Raw genomic sequence first — 22,731 nt, 5'->3', positions numbered from 1 at the left:
TTCTCCATCCGTTCTGGGCGGCACGCCTGCACCGGCTGATCGAACAGGTCCGTCACCGCGTGGCCGACATCGCCCGGCGCCGCATCGCGGCAACGTGGCTCAACTACCTGTGGGAGACGGTGATGACGACGCGCTGGTAGTGCTTGAGCGCAGGGGTACCGTTGTCCTTCACCTCGAGGATGATGTGGATGGTGGATCCCGGTGCGGCGTCGGCAGGCACGGTGAAGGAGACGGTCGGCCGATCCGTCTCGTTCAGGGTGACTTCGCCGCCGTAGGTGTCGGCGTCGGTGTACTGCCACCACTTGTACGACACGCGGTCCCCGTCGGGGTCGCCGGCGCTGCCCCGCAGGGTGATCTTGGAGCCGGGTTTGGCTGTGAGATCGGTGCCGGGCTTTACGGAGGCCTCGGGGTTGTGGTTGGCGTCGGCGTAGGAGGTGGTCCGACCCCAGTCGGCTCGGGCCGCGAAGTCGTTCTGGATGTCCTCGACCCAGCGGGTCTGAGGGTAGCTCCGGTCGGTTGCGTTTCCGGTGTAGGGGTTGGCGTCGGAGGTGTCGATCCATCCCGAGGCGTTTGATGCGAAGCGGCCGCCCCATCCGCCGTACGTCGGGTCCTCGGAGGAGCGCAGTCCGTTGAAGTTCAGCAGGTCCATGAACGCCGGGGAGTCTCCTTCCGAGATGAAGTCGTGGATGTCGTAGCCGACGTTCTGGTTTGCCGCGCTGGGCTCCGGACGCCAGCGGTTGTTCTCGTCGTCGCCGGGGGTCGGATTGCCGTCTCGGTAGGTGCGGTACTGCTCGAGCAGGGCACCGTGTCCATCGAGGAAGTTGCTCTCCATGTACGGGGTGCGGAGGGCGTACTGGAGGGGTTCAGGTACGGAGCGCTTCCATGCGTAGGCGAAGCTCCAGAACTGGGACTGGTTGTCTATGACCTTCACATCGGGCCAGTTGGGCCGGATGTAGTCCTTCAGGGTCGCGTCCTGTTCGAGGATGTTGTAGAGCACCAGCTTGTGGCTGACCTTGCGTTGGATGGTCGGCCACTTGTCGGTGCCCTCGTACTGCTCCTGGATCGACTTGAGTGCGCGGGCGACGGTGTTGAGCCCGCCCCATGCCTGTACGTAGAGCGGCCCGGGTTTGTTGTCGAGGAGGGTCTTCTCGATCAAGTCGGACCCTGCGGTGGGCCTGGACATGTCGCTGACGTTCTCGATGTTGCCGATCTTGTACAGCGAGCGGAGGCGGGCAGGGGTGGGATAACCGTCCGCGTGCTTGCGCAGGTTGGGGTAGATCCTGGCGTACCGGTCGATGTAGTCGTTGACCCATTGGGTTCCGGTCCACCGGTACGGCGCGACCGTGTCACCGTTTCCGGCCCAGTGGTACCTCGAGCTGGTGAGGACGATGCCTGCGGTGTCGAACTCGTTGGAGTAGTAGAGGAATCGGATGAAGGAGTCCATGTCGTCGACTTCGCCGTCCGTGGTCACGATGACGCGCGGCTTGTGCTGACGTTGCAGCCCTCCCGCTGCGGCGGGAGCGTTGACGGGGGTGTCGGGCGCTGCGTGGGCCGCGGTCGGCAGGAGGGCCGCAGTAAGGATGACCAGGGCGGCTGTCGAGAGCCGCCGGCGTCGGCGGTGGCTCGAACCATGGGTGTGCATGCGTCTCCTTCGTGTCGTCCGAGGATGCCGGTGACGCGGTGGGCCCCTGACGGTCTGCAGGTGGGCGTGGCGGAATCCTCAAGGGGTGGGCGTCGTCCGCCAGGCTGTCGGCCGGTCCGCGGCTTGCGGTACGACCTGCGGCCGGTGGCACCGTGTTTTCCGATGTTGACCTGCGGTTCGGTGGCGGTGTCCGGGCTCCTCGGCCATTGCCTGGCGTCTGCTGACGAGGGCACCATCCGCTCAAGTACCGTGAGACGGACGGTCGTCCTGGCCGGTTTGCCGTGCCGGACAACGGGTGCTTGCGGCGCCGACGAAGGCGCCATGACCCGTGGACCTCCGTGGACATGGCTCAGTCTCACGCGCACGGTCACGAACGCACTGCCCGGCGCCGGCGAGACCGTTCGCGATGATGACCCGGGACTTCTGCCTGAGATCGGTGGAGCGTGGTGCCCGCGCGCGTCTGATGCGTCCGGGCTGATGGCATGCCTGTGCTCACTGTGCTCGAGGTGGCTGTGGCAGTCAGGGTGGAGCCGGTTCCTGGATCATTCCGCAGCGTCCGATACCCATGGATGTCTCCTGGCTCTGTGGGTCACGATCGGATCACCCGACGAGCGTACGAATGTTTATTCAGGGTCGAGTCGACAGTCATGGATTCTGTGAGCGCTTCGTGGCCATGTCAACGGGTCGGACGAAAGTTCTTGGCGGGCTCGAAGGTGCCCGGTCGGGAGGTGGTGCCCGAGCCCGGGCCGGGGTAGGTCGTGCCGTGAGACGCCGGTGTTGCAGGGGTTGACGTGCCGGACTCCCGTTCGTAACTTGACCCGCATGTCGACTCAACCACGCATAGACATTCATGAGCCGCGGGACGAGCCGGTCTACGGCGCCGGTGTCTGGCACTTCGCGACCTACGTCGACCGCTACGCCACGGACGGATACGGTGAACCGCGCACCATCCTGGACGCCATCAAGCTGGCCGGAGCGGTCGGTGACCTGTCCGTCCTCGACCTGAACTGGCCCTTCCCACCCGGTGACATCAGCACCGCCGAGGTGCGCGAGGCCCTGGCCGAGCAGAACCTGCGGGCCATCGCCGTGACGCCGGAGTTCTACACCGGCAAGTTCGCCAAGGGCGGATTCACCAACCCCGACCCCGCTGTCCGCAGGCAGGCCATCGACCTGGTCGCGGCCTCGGCCGAGGTCGGCCGCGAGCTCGGCGTGGACTACGTCAAGGTCTGGCCCGGGCAGGACGGCTACGACTATCCCTTCCAGGCCGACTACACCGACCTGTGGACCAAGTCGGTCGACGCGCTGCGCGAACTCGCCCAGTCCTTCCCCGACCTGAAGTTCGCGATCGAGTACAAGCCGCGCGAGCCTCGCAACCGGATGGTCTTCTCCTCCGTCGCGCGCACCCTGCTCGCGATCCAGGACATGGGCGTGGACAACGTCGGCGTCCTGCTGGACTTCGGCCACTCCCTGTACGGCGGCGAGACCCCGGCTGAGTCCGCCCGGCTGGCGATCGCCCGCGACAAGCTGTTCGCGATCGACGTCAACGACAACTTCCGTGGCTGGGACGACGACATGGTCGTCGGCTCGGTGCATCTCCTGGAGACCTTCGAGTTCTTCTTCGCGCTGCACGACGCCGGCTGGCAGGGCGTCTGGCAACTCGACCAGTTCCCGTTCCGCGAGGACCCGGTCGAGGCCGCACGCACCGGTATCCGCACCATGCGTGCCTTCCACCAGGCGCTGGCCTACCTCGACCGGGACGAGCTGGCCGCCGCCCAGTCCGCGCAGGACGCCCTGGGAGCGCAGCGCATCGCGAAGAGGGCGCTGTTCCGCGCCCTCGCAGAAAGTGAGTCCGTGTGACCGCCACTCTGGGGACCGCCGCGCCGCTGCAGGCCGACGAGACCGCTGCCGGGATCTATCACCACCGCAGCGCGCGACTGCGCGCGGCATCACCCACCGAGGCCGCCGCGGATCTCGCCGAGATCTCGACCTCCGTCCGGCGCGGCATCCTCACCACCATTCAGTCGGCCGGCATGGGCCACGTGGGCGGCGACCTGTCCGTCACCGACCTGCTGGTCACGGCTCTTTGGGGGACCCTGCGGATGCACCCCACCGATCCCGGCAATCCCCAGCGCGACCGATTCGTGCTCAGCAAGGGGCACTGCGCCGCGGCTCTGTACTCGACGCTGGCCTCCTGCGGCTTCTTCTCACGAGCCCGGCTGGGTGAGTTCATGGCCCCCCTGTCGCCGCTCAACGGCCACCCCGCACGCCTCAAGGTCCCCGGCGTGGAGACCAACACCGGCCCGCTCGGACATGGCTTGCCCGTCGCCACCGGCATGGCGCTCGGAACGCGGCTGCGTGGTGAGACGTGGCGGACCATCGTCGTGCTCGGCGACGGAGAGATACAGGAAGGCAGCAACTGGGAGGCCGCCATGACGGCAGCCCACTACGAACTGGCCAACCTGACGGCCGTCGTGGACCGTAACCGGCTGCAGCAGGGCGCGCGTACGGAAGACACCAAGTCCCTGGAGCCGCTGGACGCGAAGTGGGCGGGCTTCGGGTGGGAGGTACGGGTCATCGACGGGCACGACCACCGGGCGATCAAGGAGGCGTACGCGCCGTCGACCACGGGACGCCCGGTCGCGGTGATCGCCAACACGGTCAAGGGCAAGGGCGTGTCGTTCATGGAAGACCGCGTCGAATGGCACCACAAGGTGCCCACCGATGAACAGGTGCGTTTCGCGCTCGAGGAGCTGAACCGATGAGCTCTGTGGCCGCCGAGGCCCCCACGTTCGACTGCCGGGCGGACTTCGCCGACGAGCTCTCCGCGCTGGCCCGCGCCGACGAGCGGATCGTGGCGGTGTGCAACGACTCCGTGGGCTCCAGCAACCTCGTCAAGTTCCGCGAGGAGTTCCCCGCCCGCCTGATCAACGTGGGCATCGCCGAGCAGGACCTGGTCGGCGTGTCGGCCGGTCTCGCCAACGCCGGGTTCATTCCCTTCGCATCCGCGGCGGCACCGTTCCTCACCGGCCGTGCCCTGGAACAGATCAAGGCCGACGTCGCATACACCCACCGTCACGTCGTCCTCTGCGGTCAGAGCCCCGGCATGGCTTACGGAGAGCTGGGCCCCACTCACCACTCCATCGAAGACCTGTCCTGGATGCGTGCGATCCCGGGACTGGAGATCATCGTGCCGGCGGATCCGTCGCAGACCCGCAGCGCCGTGCGCTGGGCCGCCGCGTCGGGCAGACCGACGTACATCCGCGTGCCCCGGTTCAAGGTGCCTGCCGTCACCCCCGACGACGCACCGTTCGAAGCCGGCCGGTCCGTACGGCTCGCCGAGGGCAGCGATGTCACCCTGATCGCGGTGGGCACGATGGTCTCGCGCGCGCTCGATGCCGCCGGCCTCCTCGGGCAGGAAGGCATCTCCGCCCGCGTTCTCAACATGACCTTCGTCGAGCCGCTCGACGTGGCCGCCGTGGTGGCCGCCGCCCGGGAGACCACTGCCATCGTCACCGCGGAGGAAGGGCTGCTCTCCGGCGGCCTGGGGGCCGCTGTCGCCAAGGTCGTCGCCGAGAACCACCCCGTCGCGGTGCGGATGCTGGGCGTGCCCGCCTTCGCCCCGACCGGCAGCGCGGCCTTCCTGCTCGACCACTTCGGCCTGACGGCCGACGGCATCGCCGGTGCCGCCCGTGAGGCTCTGGGGCGGGTGTGATGAAGCCGCACCTTCTCGCCATCGACCAGGGCACCAGTTCCACCAAGGCGCTGCTTCTCGACGCGTCCGGCGACATCGTTTCACGGGCGGACGCGCCCCTGCGCCAGTACCACCCAGGCCCCGGTCTGGTGGAACAGGACGCATCGGCGCTGCTCGACAGTGTGCGCACCGCCGTCGCCGACTGCGTGCGGGACACCGCCCCGCACGCCGTGGTCGGTGTGGCCCTGAGCACGCAGCGTGAATCAGTCGTCCTGTGGGAGGCGGCGACCGGAATGCCTGTCGCGCCCCTCGTCAGCTGGCAGGACCAGCGCGGGGCGGAACGGGCGGCCCGCCTCGCCGGCGCGGGCATGAGCGAGGAGATCCGTCGCCGCACCGGTCTCCCGCTCGACCCGATGTTCTCCGCCCTGAAGATGGCCGCCCTGCTCGACCGGCACGACCCCACCCGTGCGCGCAGCAAGGCCGGCGCCCTGCGTCTGGGCACCGTGGACGCGTACCTCCTGCACGCGCTCACGGGGGAGTCGGTCACTGAGGTCGGCAACGCCTCCCGGACGCAGTTGCTGAACCTCGCCACGGGTGACTGGGACGACGAACTGCTCGGCCTGTTCGACATCCCGCGGGCGGCGTTGAGCAGGATCGTGTCCTCCACCGGGCCGTTCGGAGTGCTGCGCGGACTGGATCCTCTGACCGACGGCACCCCGGTGCAGGCGGTGATGGGCGACTCGCACGCCGCACTGTTCGCCCATGCCGGCTGGCGTCCCGGGACCGTGAAAGTCACCTATGGCACCGGATCCTCCGTCATGACGGTGGCGGACTCACCCGCACCGGCGGAACACGTGTGCAGCACCATCGCCTGGTCCACCGGCCGGCCGACCTACGCCCACGAGGCGAACGTCCGCTCCACCGGACGCACCCTCACCTGGCTGGCCGAACTGCTCGGCGCCGAGCCGGAACAGCTCATCCGGCTCGCAGCCGACGCGGACGCGGGCGACGTGACACTGGTGCCCGCCTTCGGCGGTGTCGGAGCGCCCTGGTGGGATGCCCGGGCCGTGCCCGTCCTCGCCGGGTTCGACCTGGGCACCGGCCGCGCTCAACTGGCGCGCGCCGCGCTGGAATCGGTCGCCTTCCAGGTGGGCGACGTCCTTGCCGCGCTGCCCGGTCCCCGGCAGGTCGTCGCCGACGGTGGCCTGAGCCGCAGCGACGCGCTGATGCAGTTGCAGGCCGACGTCTCCGACGTGACCGTGGCCCGTGCCGGGCACCACGAACTCTCCGCCGCGGGAACCGCACAGCTGGCGGGAGTCGGACTCGGCCTGTGGACGATCGGTGAGCTGGAGAAGCGCGCCGACGACGACCTGCGGTCCACCTTTACACCCGGCTGGGGCGGCACCCGGCGCCGCAGTGCCGTGGCGCGCTGGCATCGGCGTCTCGCGGCCGCTCGCGACCTCGGGACACGCGGAAAGCAAAGGACGCCATGACCACAGCAGACCTGACACAAACGGGAAGGGACACGGCGGGCCGGCGTGGCCGGCTGACGCTGGGCCGCGGTTCCCTCATCGCTCTCCTGCTCCTCGTCATCGCCATCGGAGCCACGACCACCTACCGTTCCGACAGCGAGGCCAGGGCAGGTGGCAGGCCCAAGTTCGACCCCGCGAAGTACGCGGCCGAGACGTACGAACCGAAGATCGTTCCCGCGATCGAGAAGAACGCCGTGAATGTCGCCACGCTGTACAAGGCGATCGCCGCCGACCCCGGAGCAGCCGGCAAACAGTACGGGCATCGCGCGGGCACCGGACCCTACAGCTACGCCGTGACGCTGACCGGAACCGCCGGCGCCACACAGAGCGGCCTCATGCGGGTGACCGTGCCCGGACTGGCCAAGGCGCGCGTATCCGTGCAGGTCGGCCCCGCCATCAACGGCACCGCCCTGCGCGACGCGCCCGGCCTCATCGCCTTCGGCCAGTTCACCAACCAGGTCGACTACGCCGATGCCGCGACCGCGCTGAACACCGAGATGAAGACGAAGGTGCTGAAGTCCTTCGATCCCTCGGCGGCCCGCGGCAAGAAGATCACCGTCATCGGCGCCATGACGCCTCTTACCGCCGACGTACTGACCATCACTCCCGTCTTGATCGAGACCGCATCATGACCGCGGCCACGGGGCAGGCACCGGCTCCGCCCGTACTGCGCGCTGCCGAAGTCACCAAGGTGTACGGCGGCACCCAGGCGCTCAAGGGAGTCTCGCTGGACATCGCGGCCGGCCGCACCACCGTGCTGTTCGGTGAGAACGGCGCCGGCAAGTCGACCTTGATGAAGATCCTCAGCGCCGTCGAGTCTCCCAGCACCGGACACATCGAACTGGACGGCAGGGCTGCGGAGTTCGGCAGTGCCCGCGAGGCGGCCGACCACGGTGTTTCCATCATCCATCAGGAGCTCAGCCTCTGCCCCAACCTGAGCGTCCAGGACAATCTGTTCCTCGGCCGCGAGCACACCCGCCACGGCGGCACTCTGCTCCATCGCGCCACCCAGCGCGCGATGGCACGGAAGGTGCTGGGCCGGCTCGACGACGCGCTCGATCCGGAGATGCTGGTGGGCGAACTGCGGCTGGGGCAGCAGCAGTTGGTGGAGATCGCCCGCGCGCTGCTGCAGAACGCCCGCGTGCTGATCATGGATGAGCCGACCTCCGCCCTCAGCGCACCGGAAGTCGAGGTCCTCTTCCATGTGATCCGCGAGCTCAAGGCCGAGGGCGTCGCCATCGTGTACATCTCGCACCACCTGGAGGAAGCCCTCTCCATCGCCGATGACGTCGCGGTCCTGCGCGACGGTGCCATGGTCGCCACCGCGCGGGCGGACGGCATCGATCTGGCCTGGATCGTACGCACGATGGTGGGCCGCGATCAGAACGATCTCTTTCCCGAGCGGAAGCCCACCCTTGGACCGGCCGCACTGGGCATCACCGAACTGTCGGTCGCCGACCCCGCCGTCCCCGGCCGTCTCGCTGTGAACAGCCTTTCAATAACCGTCCACGCAGGCGAGATGGTGGGCATTTACGGCCTCATGGGCAGCGGCCGCACCGAACTCCTGGAGTGCCTGGCCGGTCGGCTGCCCGCCGCCTCTGGAGAGGTCCGCCTCCACGGTGAACCGCTCACCGGCAGCATCCGTGACCGCATTCGCGCCGGGCTGGCCCTCGTCCCCGAGGACCGTCAGCGTGACGGTCTGATCCAGTCCATGACGGTGGGACAGAACCTGTCGCTGGCCTCGGTGACCAGATTCGTACGCCGACTGCTGCTCAACCGTCGCGCCGAGGACGACGCCGTCACGTCGATGATCGCCGACGTCACCGTCAAGACCTCCGGGCCCGACGCGCCCATCGGCTCGCTCAGCGGCGGAAACCAGCAGAAGGTCGTCATAGGCAAGGCCCTGATGACCGGCCCGCGTGTCCTGCTGCTCGACGAGCCGTCCCGCGGTGTGGATGTCGGCGCCAAGGCCGACGTCTTCAAGCTGATGGCCCAGCAGGCGGAACGTGGTCTCGCCGTGCTCTTCACCACCTCCGAAGCCGAAGAGGCACTGCACATGCCCGACCGCCTCCTGGTCCTGGTCCGCGGCCGGCTGGTCGCCGACCTCCAAGCCGGCGAGATCACCCGGGACCGCCTGATGAGCCTGGCCGACGGAGGCGACACCACCGAGAAGGCACATACCGAGAAGGCACATGATGAGTGACACCCTGACCAAGGACCACGAAGTAGTGCTCCAACAGCGCCGTGTCGCAGCGGCGCAGGCGCGACGGCTCAAGACAGTCGATTCGATCTTCGAACTCCGCGCCTTCATCGCCCTCGGGGTTCTGATCGTCGTCTTCAGCCTGCTGTCCGACTCCTTCCTCACCGTCGACAACGTGATCACGATGACCAAGCACGTCGCCATCAACGCGATCCTCGCGCTGGGCATGCTGCTGGTCATCCTGAAGGGCGGCATCGACCTCTCCGTCGGATCGACCGTCGGCCTGTCTGGGGTGATCGCCGGTGAACTCCTCAAGGGTCTGCACCTGAGCGCGTTCGATGTCGTCGCCTATCCGCAGGTCTGGGCCGTCGGCGTCCTGTGCATCGGGGTCGGCGCGCTGGTCGGTACCGTCAACGGCATCCTGATCACACGTCTCAACGTGGCACCCTTCATCGCCACCCTCGGCATGCTGTACGTGGCGCGCGCCACCGCCCTGCTCATCTCCGGCGGCACCACCTACCCCGACCTCGCCGGCCAGGCGAGCACCCACAACACCGGCTTCGACTGGCTCGGCCAAGGCCGTCCCCTCGGCCTCCCTGTCGCGGTCTGGATCATGATCGTGCTGGCAGCCCTCGTCGCCGTACTGCTGCGCTCGACGCCCTTCGGCCGATGGCTCTACGCCACAGGGGGCAATGAACGCGCCACCGAGATCAGCGGTGTCCCCGTCAAGCGTGTCAAGCTCATCGTCTATGTGATCTCGGGCGCCTGCGCCGCCATGTCCGGCCTCATCATCGCCTCCGAACTCACCTCTGCCGCACCGCAGGCCGGTGAGACCTTCGAGCTCAACGCCATCGCCGCGGTCGTCATCGGCGGCGCCGCACTCTCCGGCGGCCGAGGCACCGTACGGGGCACCCTCGTCGGGGCCTTCGTCATCGGCTTCCTCGCAGACGGTCTGGTCATCCTCGGCGTCTCGACGTTCTGGCAGATGCTCATCAAGGGCGCCGTCATCATCGTCGCCGTCATCCTCGACCAGAGCCAGCAGCGCTTCCAACGCCACCGCGCCGCCGCGTCCGCAGTGGCGGTCAAGACCGATACCGAACCGTCTGAAGCGGGGGCAGGGACGCGGGTGGGGTCGGGCACCTCGGCAGCCGACTGACCGGCACATTCGCCCCTCTCCCCGTTGTGCCGCTCTTCCGTACCGCCCCTTCGTGCGCACGTCCGTATACCCGCACGCCGTTGTGAGGAGACCAGCATGTTCCACCGCAAGCGCAACCGCATTGCCACGACAGCCGCAGCCTTCGCCGCAGGTCTCCTGCTCCTCAACGCCTGCGGGAGTTCCGACGATTCGTCGTCCGGCTCGGCGTCGGCCAAGAGCGGTTCGAAGAGCAACTTGGTCGCCATCATCACGCCCTCCCCGGACAACCCGTTCTTCAAGGCCGAAGCGGATTCGGCGAAGAAGAAGGCGGAGAGCCTCGGTTACAAGACATCGGTCGCCTCGCACGACGACGACCCCAACAAGCAGAGCGAACTGATCGATGCCGCCATCTCCCGCAAGGCCGCGGCCATCATCCTGGACAACGCCGGCGCCGACGCGTCGATCGGCCCCGTCCGAAAGGCCACCGAGGCCGGCATCCCCGTCTTCCTGATCGACCGGGAGATCAACCAGACCGGCATCGCGAAGGCCCAGATCGTGTCGAACAACTCCCAAGGAGCACAGCTCGCCGCTCAGGAGTTCGTCACGGCGATGAACGGCAAGGGACAGTACGTCGAGCTCACCGGCAAGGAGTCCGACACCAACGCCGGCGTCCGCTCGAAGGGTTTCGCCGACGTCATCTCGCAGTACCCCGACATGAAGCAGGTTGCCAAGCAGACGGCGAACTGGGATCAGCAGGAAGCCTTCAACAAGATGGAGACCATCCTGCAGCGCTACCCGAAGATCCGCGGCGTCATCGCCGGAAACGACACCATGGCCCTCGGCGCGGTGGCCGCACTGAAGTCGGCCAAGCGCACCGGCGTCATCGTGGTCGGCTTCGACGGCAGCCCGGACTCCATCGCTCAGATCAAGACCGGCGCCATGCGGGCGACCGCGCTTCAGCCCGCCGCGCTCGGAGCCGAGCGCGCGGTCGAGCAGGCGGACAAGTACGTGAAGACAGGCAAGACGGGGCAGCCCGAGAAGCAGGCTATCGACTGCGAGCTGATCACCAAGGACAACGCCGACGAGTTCGGTGTCTTCGCCAAGCGCTGAGACATGGGCTGAGGCAGAGGGGGGCGAAACGCGCCGCGACCAGCGATCACGTACCCCCGACGATAGGGTGGCCGCGGCGGTGATGGGCAGGCTGGCGCATGGCCCGGTCTGCAGGAGACACGAGGATGGAGGCATGGTGGCGGCAGCGTCGTCCACTCCCAGCCCTGACCACATGCGGCTGTTGATCAAGGTGGCCCGCATGTATCACGAGCGCGGAGTGCGACAGCCCGAGATCGCAACACATCTCAACATGTCTCAGCCCCGCGTCTCCCGCCTGCTGAAGGAAGCGGTCGACCGCGGAGTGGTCCGCACCGTGGTCGTCTCGCCCGAGGGCGTGCACGCCGAACTCGAAGACGCCCTCGTGGAACGGTACGGACTTCGGGACGCGGTCGTGGTCGAAGTGGAGGGCGCGGGTGCCGACGTCCTGCCCGCGCTGGCCGCGGCAACCGCCACCTACCTCGACGCGACGCTCAAGGGAGGGGACGTCATCGGCGTCTCCTCCTGGAGCGCCACCCTGCTCGAATCAGTCAAGGTCATGCGGGCCAAAACGTCGTCCGTGGCACACGAAGTCGTGCAGTTGGTCGGCGGCTCGGGCAGCCCGGAAGTACAACTGCACGCGACCCGCCTGACCAGCCGGCTGGCGGAACTCACGGGGGCACGACCGGTGTTCGCTCCGTCCGCAGCACTGGTCGGCAGCCGGGAGCTGCGCGATCTGCTGTCGCGGGAACCGGCCATGGCAGAGGCCATGCAGGCGTGGTCCCGTCTCACACTCGCCCTCCTGGGCATCGGCAGCCTCGACCCCTCGCCGTTGCTGCGTCGCTCCGGCAACGCCATCACCGCCGAGGACCAGCGGCAACTCAAGGAACTCGGCGCGGTGGGCGACGTCTGCGCCCGGTACTTCGACGCCGCCGGCAACCCCGTCGACGCGCCCTTCAACGACCGCCTGATCGGCATCGAACCCGACCAACTACGGGCCGTGGAACGTCGTATCGGAGTGGCAGGCGGCATGGACAAGGTCGCGGCGATCCGGGGAGCGGCACAGGGTGAATGGATCAACATCCTCATCACAGACGTCGAGGTGGCTCGAGACCTCTTGAGCAACTGATCCGCGGGCGGCACTTCGCAGCCGTCGGCGTGCCCTCTCCCTGAATCCGTGCCTTCGCATGGCGGAGAAGGGACCGTACCGGACCGCCGCCCTGGTGCCGCTGCTCGCCGAACGCGGCGTCAGTCTCTCCTTGCGTGCGAATTCACCGTCTGGTCACCCGGCAGCCCCAGCGGCTGTGCATGGGCACACTCGCGGCCCTGTGCGACGTCCTCGACTGCTGCACCCTCAAAGACCTCACCGAGGCCAAGGGGGGAACCGGCGTACAGGCAACCGGTCCTGCGAGCTGTCCGTTTCGGTGACGGGCCATTCCCCGAAATGTTCACCTTCATACGGCAGGGGCGTGGCTCCGTCCCTGCTGATCTTCCTGTGCGGACCCTTTACGTGACTGTCATGTCCCTGTAGCTTCCGCGCTGCAAGAACTTTCAGGAAGTTTCCGGCTGGTTTTGCGGGATCCCACAACCACCCGGGATCCGCCCCGTATTGGAGTCGCCATGAGATCTGCACTCCCGCGCCGGTCGCGACGCTCCCTTGTGGCGTTCGTGGCGGCGACCGGGCTGCTCGGGCTGCTGTCCTCAATACCGGTCGCAGCCCCGGCGGTTCCCGTTCAACCGGTGGCCGACACGGCCAACACGGCGACGGTGTTCTACTACACGAAGACCAAGAACTGGCCGTCGACCTATCTGCACTACGCTCCGGACGGCGGCTCCTGGACGACTGTCCCCGGCACGCAGATGGAGAGCGCCTGCGCGGACTGGGTGAAGAAGACCGTCGACCTCGGCTCGGCCACCGGACTCCAGGCCACCTTCAACAACGGCAGCGGCACCTGGGACAACAACGGCGGCAACAACTACGCGCTGGGCACCGGCACGATCACGGTCAAGGACGGCATGATCGCCCACAGCGACCCGTGCGCCGGGACCGGCACGGGCAGCGGCAACCAGGCCACCGTCTACTACTCGACCGCGACCTCGGGCTGGACCACCGCCAACATCCACTACGCGCCCGTCGGCGGCTCCTGGACGACGGTGCCCGGCATCGGTATGGAGGCTGCCTGTACGGGTTGGTGGAAGAAGACCCTCGACATCGGCTCCGCCACCTCTCTGAAAGCCGCCTTCAACAACGGCAACGGCATCTGGGACAACAACAACAGCGCCGACTACGCGATCCCGACGGGCACCACGACCGTGAAGGACAAGGCGGTCACCGCCGACGCCAAGGACCCGTGCGCCGCCGAAGCCCCCGACACCGAGGCCCCGACCGCCCCGACCAAGGTCACCGCGAGCGCCACCAACACCTCGGTCGTGGTGAGCTGGGAGGCAGCGACCGACAACAAGGGCGTGACAAAATACCAGGTCACCCGCACCGGCGGCACCAAGGGAACCGTCGTCACCGACGTCGGTTCAACCGTGTACTCCGACACGGGACTTGAGGAGAAGACCACCTACACCTACACGGTGAAGGCCGTCGACGCGGCCGGGAACACCTCACCCGCCTCCGCCGAGGCCACCGCCACCACCGGCGAGAAGGCCCCTGCCCCGGCCGCCGGCACCCCGCTCGGCACCGACCCCCGCAAGGACCCGATCTACTTCGTCCTCACCGCCCGCTTCTACGACGGCGACAGCTCCAACAACCGCGGCGGCAGCCAGCACACCAAGTCCGGTAACGCAGCCAACAACGACCCCATGTTCCGGGGCGACTTCAAGGGCCTGGTCGAGAAACTCGACTACATCAAGGCGCTCGGCTTCTCGGCGGTCTGGATCACCCCGGTCGTCCTCAACCGCTCGGACTACGACTACCACGGCTACGACTTCTACAAGGTCGACCCGCGCCTGGAGTCGGCCGGTGCCTCCTACCAGGACCTCATCAACGCGGCACACGCCAAGGGCATGAAGATCTACCAGGACGTCGTCTACAACCACAGCTCCCGCTGGGGCGCCAAGGGCCTGTTCACCCCGACCGTCTACGGCGTCCGCGACTCCGAGTGGAGCTGGTACTACGACGAGAAGAACGAGGGCTTCGAGTACGACGGCCTGACCGTCGAGCCCAAGTCCGGGAAGTCGTACTACAACGGAGACCTCTGGTCCACCGCCGAGCCCAGCGGCAACACCTGCGTCAACTGGGGCAAGCCCACCGGCGGCAAGAGCGCCGAGGGCTACACCCTCTACAACTGCCAGTGGCCGAGCCCCACTTCGGGCATGTTCCCGAAGGCGTACTACCACCAGTGCTGGATCGGCAACTGGGAGGGCGAGGACTCGCGCTCCTGCTGGCTGCACGAGGACCTCGCCGACTTCAACACCGAGTCGACGCCCGTGCAGAACTACCTCATCGGCGCCTATGACAAGTACATCGACATGGGCGTGGACGGCTTCCGCCTCGACACGGCCGTCCACATCCCGCGCGTGACGTGGAACCGCCGCTTCCTGCCCGCCATCTACGACCGCGTCACCCAGAAGTTCGGCACCGACGCCGCGCGGAACTTCTTCGTCTTCGGCGAGGTCGGCGCCTTCGTCAACGACAAGTGGAACCGCGGATCGGTCAACCACTCCGCGCAGTTCTACACCTGGAAGGAACGCAAGGAGTACAGCGCCGACGACGAGACGGCAGCCATCGAGCAGTACAACTACGAGGAGCAGCTGGGCACCGGCAACCAGCCCACCTCCACCAACGCCTTCCTGAACGGGAACGGTTACCACACCCCTGACCACAGTCAGTTCTCCGGCATGAACATCATCGACATGCGCATGCACATGAACTTCGGCGACGCGCAGAACGCCTACAACAACGGCAAGGACTCCGACGACAGCGTCAACGACGCCACGTACAACGTCGTCTACGTCGACAGCCATGACTACGGCCCCAACAAGTCGAGCACCCGTTACAGTGGTGGTACTGACGCCTGGGCCGAGAACATGGCGCTGATGTGGACGTTCCGCGGCATCCCGACCCTGTACTACGGCTCGGAGATCGAGTTCCAGAAGGGCAAGCAGATCGACTGCGGTCCGACCTGCCCGCTGGCCTCCACCGGCCGCGCATACTACGGCGACCATCTTCAAGGCACCGTCACAGCGTCCGAGTTCGGCACCACGGACTCGGCGACCGGCGAGGTCGCCACCACCCTGGCGCAGCCGCTCGTGAAGCACCTCCAGCGCCTGAACCAGATTCGCCGTGCCGTCCCGGCCCTGCAGATGGGCCAGTACTCGACCGACGGCATCAGCGGCTCGATGGCGTTCAAGCGCCGCTACACCAGCGGCAGCACCGACAGCTTCGCGCTCGTCACCGTCACCGGCGGCGCGACCTACACCGGCATCCCGAACGGCACCTACCGGGACGCCGTCACCGGCGACGTGAAGACCGTCTCCAACGGCACGCTCTCCGTGGCGGCGCCGGGGAAGGGCAATCTGAGGGTGTATGTGCTGAACGGCCCCGGGAAGATCGGGACCGACGGCCCCTACCTGAAGTGAGCGGTGCGTGGGCCCGGGGGAGCACGAACCCCCGGGCCCACGCGGAATCGCGAGCAGAACAGCGATGAAGACGTGGGCGATGCCGGCGTAGTAGTCGCAGCCGCTGGGTTCGGTCTACCCTTCGGCATTCGAGCTGAGTGACGGTCAGCTGTTTTTTGCAGAGTCTCTCGCCGTGTGCGGGCACCTCGACAGCACCGCGGTTTCCTGACTTGTTCGCCAGCCCTTGGACCTACGCGCCCCCGCTCGGGATTGCCGGTTGGGTCGCTGAACCGACGGGAAGGAAGTCATGTCCAGCAAAGACGCGATTACCCAGGTCGAGCCCGAGGGCTCATAATGTTCTTACCCCGTGTATGCCCAACTGCGGGAGCGAGGTGTGGTCTTCGTCGAAGAGATCGATGCCTCTATGGTGGCGCGGGCGGAGGACGTCGACACGGCCCTGCGTGATGTCGAGACGTTCTCGGCGGGTTCGACGCCCCCACCGACGGTCGTGTAGTGGGGGGCGCCGCCCGACCATCCTCGGCGCAGGAACACCAGATGGTCGTCGTCGAGCAGAACCGCACGAACATTGTGGCGGACCTTCATATGCCTGACGATAGTGCGGCCGTCCCGGCGACGAGGCCCGAACCGAGCAGACTGGAACGGGGAGAAGGTCACATGTGCTCCCTGCGTGCCCGATTACGCAGCACTCACCGGGGAGTAGCGGGAAGCGGGTCTGTAAGGCGATTGGTGTAGCTGGTTTTGGTGTGGTTAGGGCTGGCGTGTGGTGAGGGGGCCGTCGGAGGCCGGGTGGAAGGTGTTCATGGCCCGCTTCCAGTGTATGGTCCAGCGTTTGCGGCCGGTGCCGGTGGGGTTGAGGCTCATGGCGGCCATGTGGACGTACTTGAGGGTGGCCTGTTCCGTGGGGGGAGTGCCTGTGGGGGCGGACAGCCTTGCGGATGCGGGCGTTGACGCTTTCGGTGCTGTTGGTTGTGCATACGGTGCGGCGTATTTCTGCATCACGCTGGGGGAAGGGCGTGAGGTCGGGCCGGCTGGGCTCCCTGAGGCGGGCGTTCGCCGGGTATTTCTTGCCTCAGGTTTCGGCGAATTCCAGGAACCGTGTTGTGGCCGCGTCCTCGGTCGGCGCGGTGCAGACGGGCTTGAGCGCCTTGGCGATCTTGTCCCAGTCCTGCCGGGCCGCGTAACGGAATGATGCCCGTAGCAGGTGAACCACGCACGTGTGCATCACAGTTCGGGGCCAGACTTCGCCGACTGTGTCGGGCAGCTCCTTCAGCCCGTCGCGGACGAGCATGAGGGCATCCTTGACGCCCTTGCTCTTGAGTTCGGAGAGCATTCGAGGCCAGTGTTTCGCATCTTCGCCGCCGTCGCCGGCCCACAGGCTGAGGATGTCGCGATGTCCCTCGGCGGTGACCGCCAGGGCCACGTGGATCGGCCTGTTCGCTCCTTGGTCATCGCGAATCTTGACGTTGATAGCGTCAGTGAGGACGACCGGGTGGACGCGGTCGAGCGGCCGGTTCTGCTATTCCGCCATGCCATCCATCACCTTGTCGGTGATGGTGCTGATGGTCGTCTTGGGCACGTCCGCGCCGTAGGCCTCGGCCGGGTGCGCGGAGATCTCCCCGTGTGTGAGGCCCTTTGCGGACAGCGAGAGCACCATCTCGTCGACGCCGGTCGGCCGGCGCTGCCGCTTCTTGACGATGGCCGGCTCGAAGGAGCCCTCCGGGTCCCGGGGCACGTCGTTCTCGACCTGCCCGATGTCCGTCAGGACTGTCGTGGGCCGGGTGTCGTTAGGGGAGTTGCCGCCGTCCCTTGCCCGCCGGGTCGTGGTTGTCATGGCCGAGATGGCCGGTGATCTCGCCCTTCAGAGCGGACTCCTGAACCGCCTTGGTCAGCTGCTGCAGCAGCCTGCCCTCCCCGGTCAGCTGCAGCCCCTTGCTGGGGGCCTGCTCGACGAGCTGGTCGATCGGTTTCTGCTCGACCGTCGCAGCGTCCGGAAACGGGTCCGCCTGGTCATCGGGAGCCACGAACTCGGGCACGGTGTCAGTCACTTGATGTCTCTTCCATGATCATCAATTGCACCGGTGAGCGTACAGACCCTTGGGCGGATGAGTTTGTCGGCAGGCGCAAGGCTGCCCTTCGCCGTCATGGTGGTGATGGGTTGTTTGTGGAGGTGCGCTTGGTCCGTCACGTTGTCCTCCCCGAAAGGTCTGCCTTGGCCGCTCGCATCGGCAGGCCTGTCTCAGGTTCCAGCCAGTATCACTGGCCGGAGGGGTTGGACTTGAGGAACCGCCATCGGCCCTTGTCGCCGATGCGGAAGTCGAAAGTGCCGAAGGTGAGCCTGAGGTGGTTGAGGTAGTGGTGTAGTGCCTGTTCGATCCTGGGCGGCGGCTCCACCGGGGTGTAGTTCAGTCGGCTGTAGTCGGTGCGCCAGTCGGGGAGGTCGGAGTCGGTGCGCAGGCAGAACGTGCGGGAGGCGATGGCGGTCACGCGTACGTCGGCTGTTTTGCGGATGCGCTGCTGGAACAGGTGCGCCGTGCCGGCCGCGTTCTCGTTGATCTCGTCGGCGGTCACCTCGGCGATCTTGGCGACGGAGGAGACGCCGTCGACTCGGTACACGGGATTGTGGAGCGGCTTGTAGATGACCGGGTTGTGCGGGGGTGGCGGAACCGGCCGATCTGTCTTTTGTTCTTGGTGTGGTGCTGTGGCCGTGTGGTGGGCGTTGGGGGTGGGGGTTTCGTCTGGCGTGGGGTGGGGTGGTGGGGGTTGAATCGGGTCGTCCGGTTGTTGGTGTGGGGGTGGTGGGGGGTTTTGGTCTTGTGAATATACGGACTAGCTGGTTTGGTTTGGGGTGGTTGCAGGGAGCATGTTGTGGTGGGTTGTGGGTTGGTGGCTGGAGGGTTTGTGGTGCGGCAGGAGCGTGCGGTGCGGACGCGGCGTGTGATTTTGGATGCGGCGGCGTCGGTTTTTGATGAGCGTGGGTATGAGGCGGCGACGATTGGTGAGGTGTTGGCGCGGGCGGGGGTGACGAAGGGGGCTTTGTATTTTCATTTTCCGTCGAAGCGGGCGTTGGCGGAGGGGGTGTTGGGGGAGCAGTTTGCGGGGTTTGTGCTGGCGCCGCGGGTGAGTAAGTTGCAGGAGTTGGTGGATATGGGGTTGGCGTTGGCGTATCGGATGCGGTGTCGTCCGGTGGTGTCTGCGTCGGCGCGGTTGTCGTTGGGGCAGGAGATGGGGGCCATTTTCGGTACGTGGACGATCCGGACGTGGCTGGATGCGACGGAGAAGGTGCTGCGGGAGGCGCAGGAGCAGGGGGAGTTGCTGCCGCAGGTGGATGTGGCTGAGAGTGCGTGGGTGTTCTCGGCGGCGTGGACGGGGGTGCAGGTGTATTCGCACACGCTGGCGGGCCGGGAGGATCTGGAGGAGCGGGTGTGTGCGTTGTTCGAGCATCTGCTGCCGAGTGTGGCGGTGCCGGCGGTGCTGGGCAGGCTGGTGATTGATCCGGCCCGGGCTGCTGAGGTGGCTGCGGAGGGTGAGCGGCTGGCTGCGGAGGCGGGGGAGCCGGCGGGTGTGGACGGGGTCGGCGCCCCGGCCTGACCCCGGCCTTCCTTCCCCGGCCCGGCCCGGCCAGCCCGGCCTGCCCGCCCCGCCCTGCCCGCCGGGCCTGCCTGGCCTGGCGGGCCTGCGGGTTCGTCCGGCCTGTTGGTGTGTGGCCGGTCCTGTCCTGGCCGGTCTGTGTTGCCTCCGTGTTGCCTCTGTGTGCCCGGGCCCCGGCCCCTGGCCTGGCCCTGGCCCCGGCCCCGGTGCGGGGGCGGGCCAGGGTCGGGTGGGTGCGGGGTGGGGGTTCTGGCGGGGTGCGAGTGGGTGTCGAGTGGTGGCGTTGATGGTGGGCGGGCGTGTGGGGGTGCCTTTCTTGTGGTGTCGGGTGTCTTTCCCGGCTGTGTCCGGCCTGGTCGGTGTTGTGGTCGGCTGCGTGTAGGGCCGTGGTGTCGGGGTGTGCGGGGTGGCCGGGCGGGGGCGGGTCTCTTCCGGTGGGTGGGGTCCGGTGGTGCGCTCTGGTGGTGTGTCCCGGTAGCGGGGTCCGGTGGCGGGGTGGGGTGGTAGTGGGGTCTGTGGGTGGGGTCCGGTGGTGCGGTGGCCGGGGTGGGGTGTGGGCGGGTTCGTGTGTGTGTTTCTGTGCCGGGTCGGGGGCTGGCCGGGTGGGTGGTCCGGGGTGGGTTGCCGACGGTAAACATACCGCGCGTGCGGTTTGGTAGGGTGGTGTGGTGGTCCCGGTGTGTCCGGGGGTGGTGCTGGTGGTGGTCGGTGGTGGGCCGGGGAGGAGGGGTGGGGGTGGTCAGGCAGGTGCGGGCGGTGCGGACGCGTCGGGCTTTGGTGCGTGCGGCGGCGGAGGTGTTTGCGGAGGACGGGTATGCGCTGGCTTCGCTGCCGGTGATCAGCAGGCGGGCGGGTGTGAGTACGGGGGCGCTGCATTTTCATTTCCCGAGCAAGGATCTGCTGGCGCGTGAGGTGGAGGCGGCGGCGACGGCTGCGGTGCAGCGGCTGGTGGTGCGGGAGGGTGCGGGGGGCGGGGGCGGGCTGCAGTTGCTGGTGGATGTGAGTGGTGATCTGGTGGCGGCTCTGGCGGTGGATCCGGTGCTGCGGGCGGGGTTCGAGCTGGCCGGTGATCCTTCGCGCAAGAGTGCGGAGGGGCCGGGGCGGTGGTGGTGTGAGTGGGTGCATGGGCTGCTGCGTGAGGCGCAGGGGGCGGGGGAGCTGGCGCGGGGGGTGTCCCCGGAGGCGGCCGCGGTGGCGGTGGTCGCCTCGGTCGCCGGGTTCGGCCGGCTCGCCTCCCGTCAGCGGGTGCGCTCCTCTCCTCGTCTGGTGGAGCAGTTCTGGGCCCTGCTGCTGCCCGGCCTCGTGGCTCCCTCGCACCGGCTGCCGGTCCTGCCCGGTCCCCGGGCCGCCGGAACCGACCGCACCCCCAGGTAAACAGACCGCATGGTCCGGCAATGGGGAAGTCAAACCGCTGGCAGAGCGGCCGCAGCAACCGGAATCCCGCCCGATCCAGACACTTATGTGCCAGAAGTCGGATTCTCTCGAGGGGATCTCGAGCATCGGCGGAGAGAAAACAAGACGACCGGTTTGAGATTGACATACCGTCCATGCTGTTTTTTACTCGGTGATGTCGGGTGGATCCCGGCCGGCGGGCGCGGCTCACCCGCCGGCAGTACCGGCAGCCCGGCAGTACTGCCGGTACTGGCAGACAGGGGTCCGGCGGCATCGGGCCTGGCAGCATCGGGGTCCGGCAGTCCGGGGCCCGGCAGTGTTGGGGCCTGGCAGTCCCGGTCCTGGCGGCGTCGGCGCCCTGCGGTCCGGGGCCCTGCGGCATCGGGGCCTGGCGGCGTCGGGGCCCTGCGGTCCGGGGCCTGGTGGTCCGGGGTCTGGTTGTGCTGTTGGTCTGGTGGTCTGGGAGTTCGGGGCCGGGGCTGTGCGGGTTCCGGGTGGGTCCGAGTTCCGGGCTGGGTCCGGGTCTGGGTTTGGGTTTGGGTTTGGGGTTTTGGGGCCTGGGTGTTGGTGGGGTCCGAGGGGTTGGGCAGGGCGCAGTGGACGGACAGGGGAGACGGCGTGGATACCGACATACTCGGCACTCTTGCTGTGCGGGAGAAGGGCGTTTCGATTACTCCGACTGCTCCCAAGCCGCGGCAGGTGCTGGCCCTGCTGGTGCTGCAGGCTGATCAGATGGTGCCGGTGGGCATGCTGAGTGAGGAGTTGTGGGGCAGCAGGCCGCCGCGTAGTGCGCGGCCCACGCTGCAGACGTACATTCTGCAGCTGCGGGAGCTGATCACGGTGGCGCTGGGGCCGGATGCGGCTGATGCCCGTACGGCCAAGGATGTGCTGCTGACCGTGCCGGGCGGTTATCTCCTCAAGAGCGGCGGGGGCGGCAGTGATGTGCGGGAGTTCGAGCGGCTGGCGGGGCTGGGCTACCGGGCGATGGACGCCGCCGACTTCCCCGGGGCCGCCCGGCATCTGCGGGCCGCGCTCGCGCTGTGGTCCGGGCCGCCGCTGGCCGATGTGCATGCCGGGATGCACCTGGTCACCCAGGTCAAACGGCTGGAGGAGAGCCGGCTGTGTGCGCTGGACCAGCGTATCGAGGCCGATCTGCGGCTGGGCCGCCACCGTGAGCTGCTGGCCGAGCTGACCGTGCTGGTCAGCCGCTATCCCACCCACGAGAGCCTGTGCGGGCAGTACATGCTGGCCCTGTACCGTTCCGGGCGCCGGGGCGAGGCCCTGGACGCCTACCAGCGGCTGCGTGCCACCCTGGTGCGCAGTCTGGGCCTGGAACCGTCGGCGGCGCTGAGCAAGCTGCAGCGTTCCATCCTGATGGCCCGTCCGGACGGCTCACCCGCCACCGCCACCGCCACCGCTCCCGGTTCCGCCGGGCCGGGCTCCCCGGGCAGTGGCCCCGCCGGGACCGGCCGCCTCGCCCCGATCGGCTGACCCCCTCTCGCCCCGGCCGGCTCCCCCTCCCCGGCCGGCGGGCCTCCTTCTGGCTCCGCTTCTGTCCCGGTCCCGGTCCCGGTCCGGGTCCCGTCCGCCGGGACCTGGCGCATGCCCCGGTCCCGGTCCCGGTCCGCCCCCGCCCCCTCGCCCCCGGCAGGCTCCCCGCGTACGCCCGGGTCTGCGGTTGCGGCCCGCTGTCCGGCCCCTCACCCCGCCCGCCCGGCCCGTGCCGCCCGTCCGGTTCTCACTCCGCCGCGTCCGGCCTGTGCCGCCCGTCCGGCCCCTCACCCCGCCCGCCCGGCCTGTGTCACCCGGGCTGTACGGGCTGCTGGTGCTGCCCGTTCTGCCCGTTCTGCCTGGGCTGCTCATCTCGCCTGTTCC

General features: G+C 68.0%; 16 protein-coding genes and 1 pseudogene. 14 read left to right on the top strand and 3 right to left on the bottom strand.

Annotation, left to right across the window (positions count from 1 at the left end; genetic code table 11):
• Positions 1 to 103: 103 nt before the first annotated feature.
• A complete protein-coding gene (locus ACZ7M2_RS29995; protein WP_471597929.1) occupies positions 104 to 1,642 on the bottom strand; it encodes a DUF1593 domain-containing protein in 1,539 nt (512 codons plus the stop codon).
• 822 nt (positions 1,643 to 2,464) lie between these two features.
• Here ACZ7M2_RS29995 and ACZ7M2_RS29990 point away from each other — a divergent pair.
• The 11 genes from ACZ7M2_RS29990 (at position 2,465) to ACZ7M2_RS29940 (ending at position 15,876) form a co-directional block, all read left to right on the top strand.
• Entirely contained in the window at positions 2,465 to 3,499 is a 1,035-nt protein-coding gene (locus ACZ7M2_RS29990) for a TIM barrel protein (protein ID WP_471597928.1), read from the top strand.
• Positions 3,496 to 4,404, top strand: a complete 909-nt coding sequence (locus ACZ7M2_RS29985; protein ID WP_471597927.1) for a transketolase — start codon at positions 3,496 to 3,498, stop codon at positions 4,402 to 4,404. The genes ACZ7M2_RS29990 and ACZ7M2_RS29985 overlap by 4 nt, the downstream gene beginning before the upstream one ends.
• A complete protein-coding gene (locus tag ACZ7M2_RS29980) occupies positions 4,401 to 5,354 on the top strand; it encodes a transketolase family protein (RefSeq protein ID WP_471597926.1) in 954 nt (317 codons plus the stop codon). The genes ACZ7M2_RS29985 and ACZ7M2_RS29980 overlap by 4 nt, the downstream gene beginning before the upstream one ends.
• Positions 5,354 to 6,826 (top strand): FGGY family carbohydrate kinase, encoded by a 1,473-nt coding sequence (locus ACZ7M2_RS29975; RefSeq protein ID WP_471597925.1) that lies wholly within the window; start codon positions 5,354 to 5,356, stop codon positions 6,824 to 6,826. The genes ACZ7M2_RS29980 and ACZ7M2_RS29975 overlap by 1 nt, the downstream gene beginning before the upstream one ends.
• Positions 6,823 to 7,497 carry a DUF2291 family protein gene (locus tag ACZ7M2_RS29970; protein WP_471597924.1) on the top strand — a complete coding sequence of 225 codons (675 nt, stop codon included), beginning with the start codon at positions 6,823 to 6,825 and terminating at the stop codon, positions 7,495 to 7,497. Before ACZ7M2_RS29975 ends, ACZ7M2_RS29970 begins: the two co-directional genes overlap by 4 nt.
• Positions 7,494 to 9,068, top strand: coding sequence for a sugar ABC transporter ATP-binding protein (locus ACZ7M2_RS29965; protein ID WP_471597923.1), 1,575 nt, complete (start codon positions 7,494 to 7,496; stop codon positions 9,066 to 9,068). Before ACZ7M2_RS29970 ends, ACZ7M2_RS29965 begins: the two co-directional genes overlap by 4 nt.
• On the top strand, positions 9,061 to 10,221 hold the full coding sequence (locus ACZ7M2_RS29960; RefSeq protein ID WP_471597922.1) for an ABC transporter permease: 1,161 nt from the start codon (positions 9,061 to 9,063) through the stop codon (positions 10,219 to 10,221). Before ACZ7M2_RS29965 ends, ACZ7M2_RS29960 begins: the two co-directional genes overlap by 8 nt.
• Positions 10,222 to 10,317: 96 nt before the next feature.
• The gene (locus ACZ7M2_RS29955; protein ID WP_471597921.1) at positions 10,318 to 11,310 is read left to right on the top strand and encodes a substrate-binding domain-containing protein; all 993 of its coding nucleotides are present in this window, start codon (positions 10,318 to 10,320) and stop codon (positions 11,308 to 11,310) included.
• A gap of 82 nt (positions 11,311 to 11,392) precedes the next feature.
• Entirely contained in the window at positions 11,393 to 12,415 is a 1,023-nt protein-coding gene (locus tag ACZ7M2_RS29950) for a sugar-binding transcriptional regulator (protein ID WP_471597920.1), read from the top strand.
• Between the two features lie 179 nt (positions 12,416 to 12,594).
• Positions 12,595 to 12,714 carry a hypothetical protein gene (locus ACZ7M2_RS29945; protein WP_471598161.1) on the top strand — a complete coding sequence of 40 codons (120 nt, stop codon included), beginning with the start codon at positions 12,595 to 12,597 and terminating at the stop codon, positions 12,712 to 12,714.
• Positions 12,715 to 12,906: 192 nt separating this feature from the next.
• Positions 12,907 to 15,876 carry a carbohydrate binding domain-containing protein gene (locus tag ACZ7M2_RS29940; protein WP_471597919.1) on the top strand — a complete coding sequence of 990 codons (2,970 nt, stop codon included), beginning with the start codon at positions 12,907 to 12,909 and terminating at the stop codon, positions 15,874 to 15,876.
• 747 nt (positions 15,877 to 16,623) lie between these two features.
• On the opposite strand, the pseudogene ACZ7M2_RS29935 reads toward ACZ7M2_RS29940, so the two are convergent.
• Positions 16,624 to 17,909: pseudogene (locus tag ACZ7M2_RS29935) on the bottom strand (IS256 family transposase).
• Positions 17,910 to 18,129: 220 nt separating this feature from the next.
• On the bottom strand, positions 18,130 to 18,489 hold the full coding sequence (locus ACZ7M2_RS29930; RefSeq protein ID WP_471597918.1) for an MvdC/MvdD family ATP grasp protein: 360 nt from the start codon (positions 18,487 to 18,489) through the stop codon (positions 18,130 to 18,132).
• Between the two features lie 306 nt (positions 18,490 to 18,795).
• On the opposite strand from ACZ7M2_RS29930, the gene ACZ7M2_RS29925 reads away from it, so the two are divergent.
• From ACZ7M2_RS29925 to ACZ7M2_RS29915, 3 genes are all read left to right on the top strand, one after another.
• The gene (locus ACZ7M2_RS29925) at positions 18,796 to 19,464 is read left to right on the top strand and encodes a ScbR family autoregulator-binding transcription factor (protein ID WP_471597917.1); all 669 of its coding nucleotides are present in this window, start codon (positions 18,796 to 18,798) and stop codon (positions 19,462 to 19,464) included.
• 735 nt (positions 19,465 to 20,199) lie between these two features.
• Positions 20,200 to 20,838 carry a ScbR family autoregulator-binding transcription factor gene (locus ACZ7M2_RS29920; RefSeq protein ID WP_471597916.1) on the top strand — a complete coding sequence of 213 codons (639 nt, stop codon included), beginning with the start codon at positions 20,200 to 20,202 and terminating at the stop codon, positions 20,836 to 20,838.
• Positions 20,839 to 21,474: 636 nt separating this feature from the next.
• A complete protein-coding gene (locus tag ACZ7M2_RS29915) occupies positions 21,475 to 22,347 on the top strand; it encodes an AfsR/SARP family transcriptional regulator (protein ID WP_471597915.1) in 873 nt (290 codons plus the stop codon).
• Positions 22,348 to 22,731 lie beyond the last annotated feature (384 nt).

Source organism: Streptomyces sp. NPDC111507 (assembly GCF_055638955.1).
This window is presented reverse-complemented; position numbering and strand designations above follow the sequence as displayed.

What these genes read in the sequence shown, in the direction of transcription:
- ACZ7M2_RS29995 (WP_471597929.1), bottom strand. Translation starts at nt 1,642, where the DNA reads ATGCACACCCATGGTTCGAGCCACCGCCGACGCCGGCGGCTCTCGACA.
- ACZ7M2_RS29990 (WP_471597928.1), top strand. Translation starts at nt 2,465, where the DNA reads ATGTCGACTCAACCACGCATAGACATTCATGAGCCGCGGGACGAGCCG.
- ACZ7M2_RS29980 (WP_471597926.1), top strand. Translation starts at nt 4,401, where the DNA reads ATGAGCTCTGTGGCCGCCGAGGCCCCCACGTTCGACTGCCGGGCGGAC.
- ACZ7M2_RS29975 (WP_471597925.1), top strand. Translation starts at nt 5,354, where the DNA reads ATGAAGCCGCACCTTCTCGCCATCGACCAGGGCACCAGTTCCACCAAG.
- ACZ7M2_RS29970 (WP_471597924.1), top strand. Translation starts at nt 6,823, where the DNA reads ATGACCACAGCAGACCTGACACAAACGGGAAGGGACACGGCGGGCCGG.
- ACZ7M2_RS29965 (WP_471597923.1), top strand. Translation starts at nt 7,494, where the DNA reads ATGACCGCGGCCACGGGGCAGGCACCGGCTCCGCCCGTACTGCGCGCT.
- ACZ7M2_RS29960 (WP_471597922.1), top strand. Translation starts at nt 9,061, where the DNA reads ATGAGTGACACCCTGACCAAGGACCACGAAGTAGTGCTCCAACAGCGC.
- ACZ7M2_RS29955 (WP_471597921.1), top strand. Translation starts at nt 10,318, where the DNA reads ATGTTCCACCGCAAGCGCAACCGCATTGCCACGACAGCCGCAGCCTTC.
- ACZ7M2_RS29950 (WP_471597920.1), top strand. Translation starts at nt 11,393, where the DNA reads ATGGGCAGGCTGGCGCATGGCCCGGTCTGCAGGAGACACGAGGATGGA.
- ACZ7M2_RS29945 (WP_471598161.1), top strand. Translation starts at nt 12,595, where the DNA reads ATGGGCACACTCGCGGCCCTGTGCGACGTCCTCGACTGCTGCACCCTC.
- ACZ7M2_RS29940 (WP_471597919.1), top strand. Translation starts at nt 12,907, where the DNA reads ATGAGATCTGCACTCCCGCGCCGGTCGCGACGCTCCCTTGTGGCGTTC.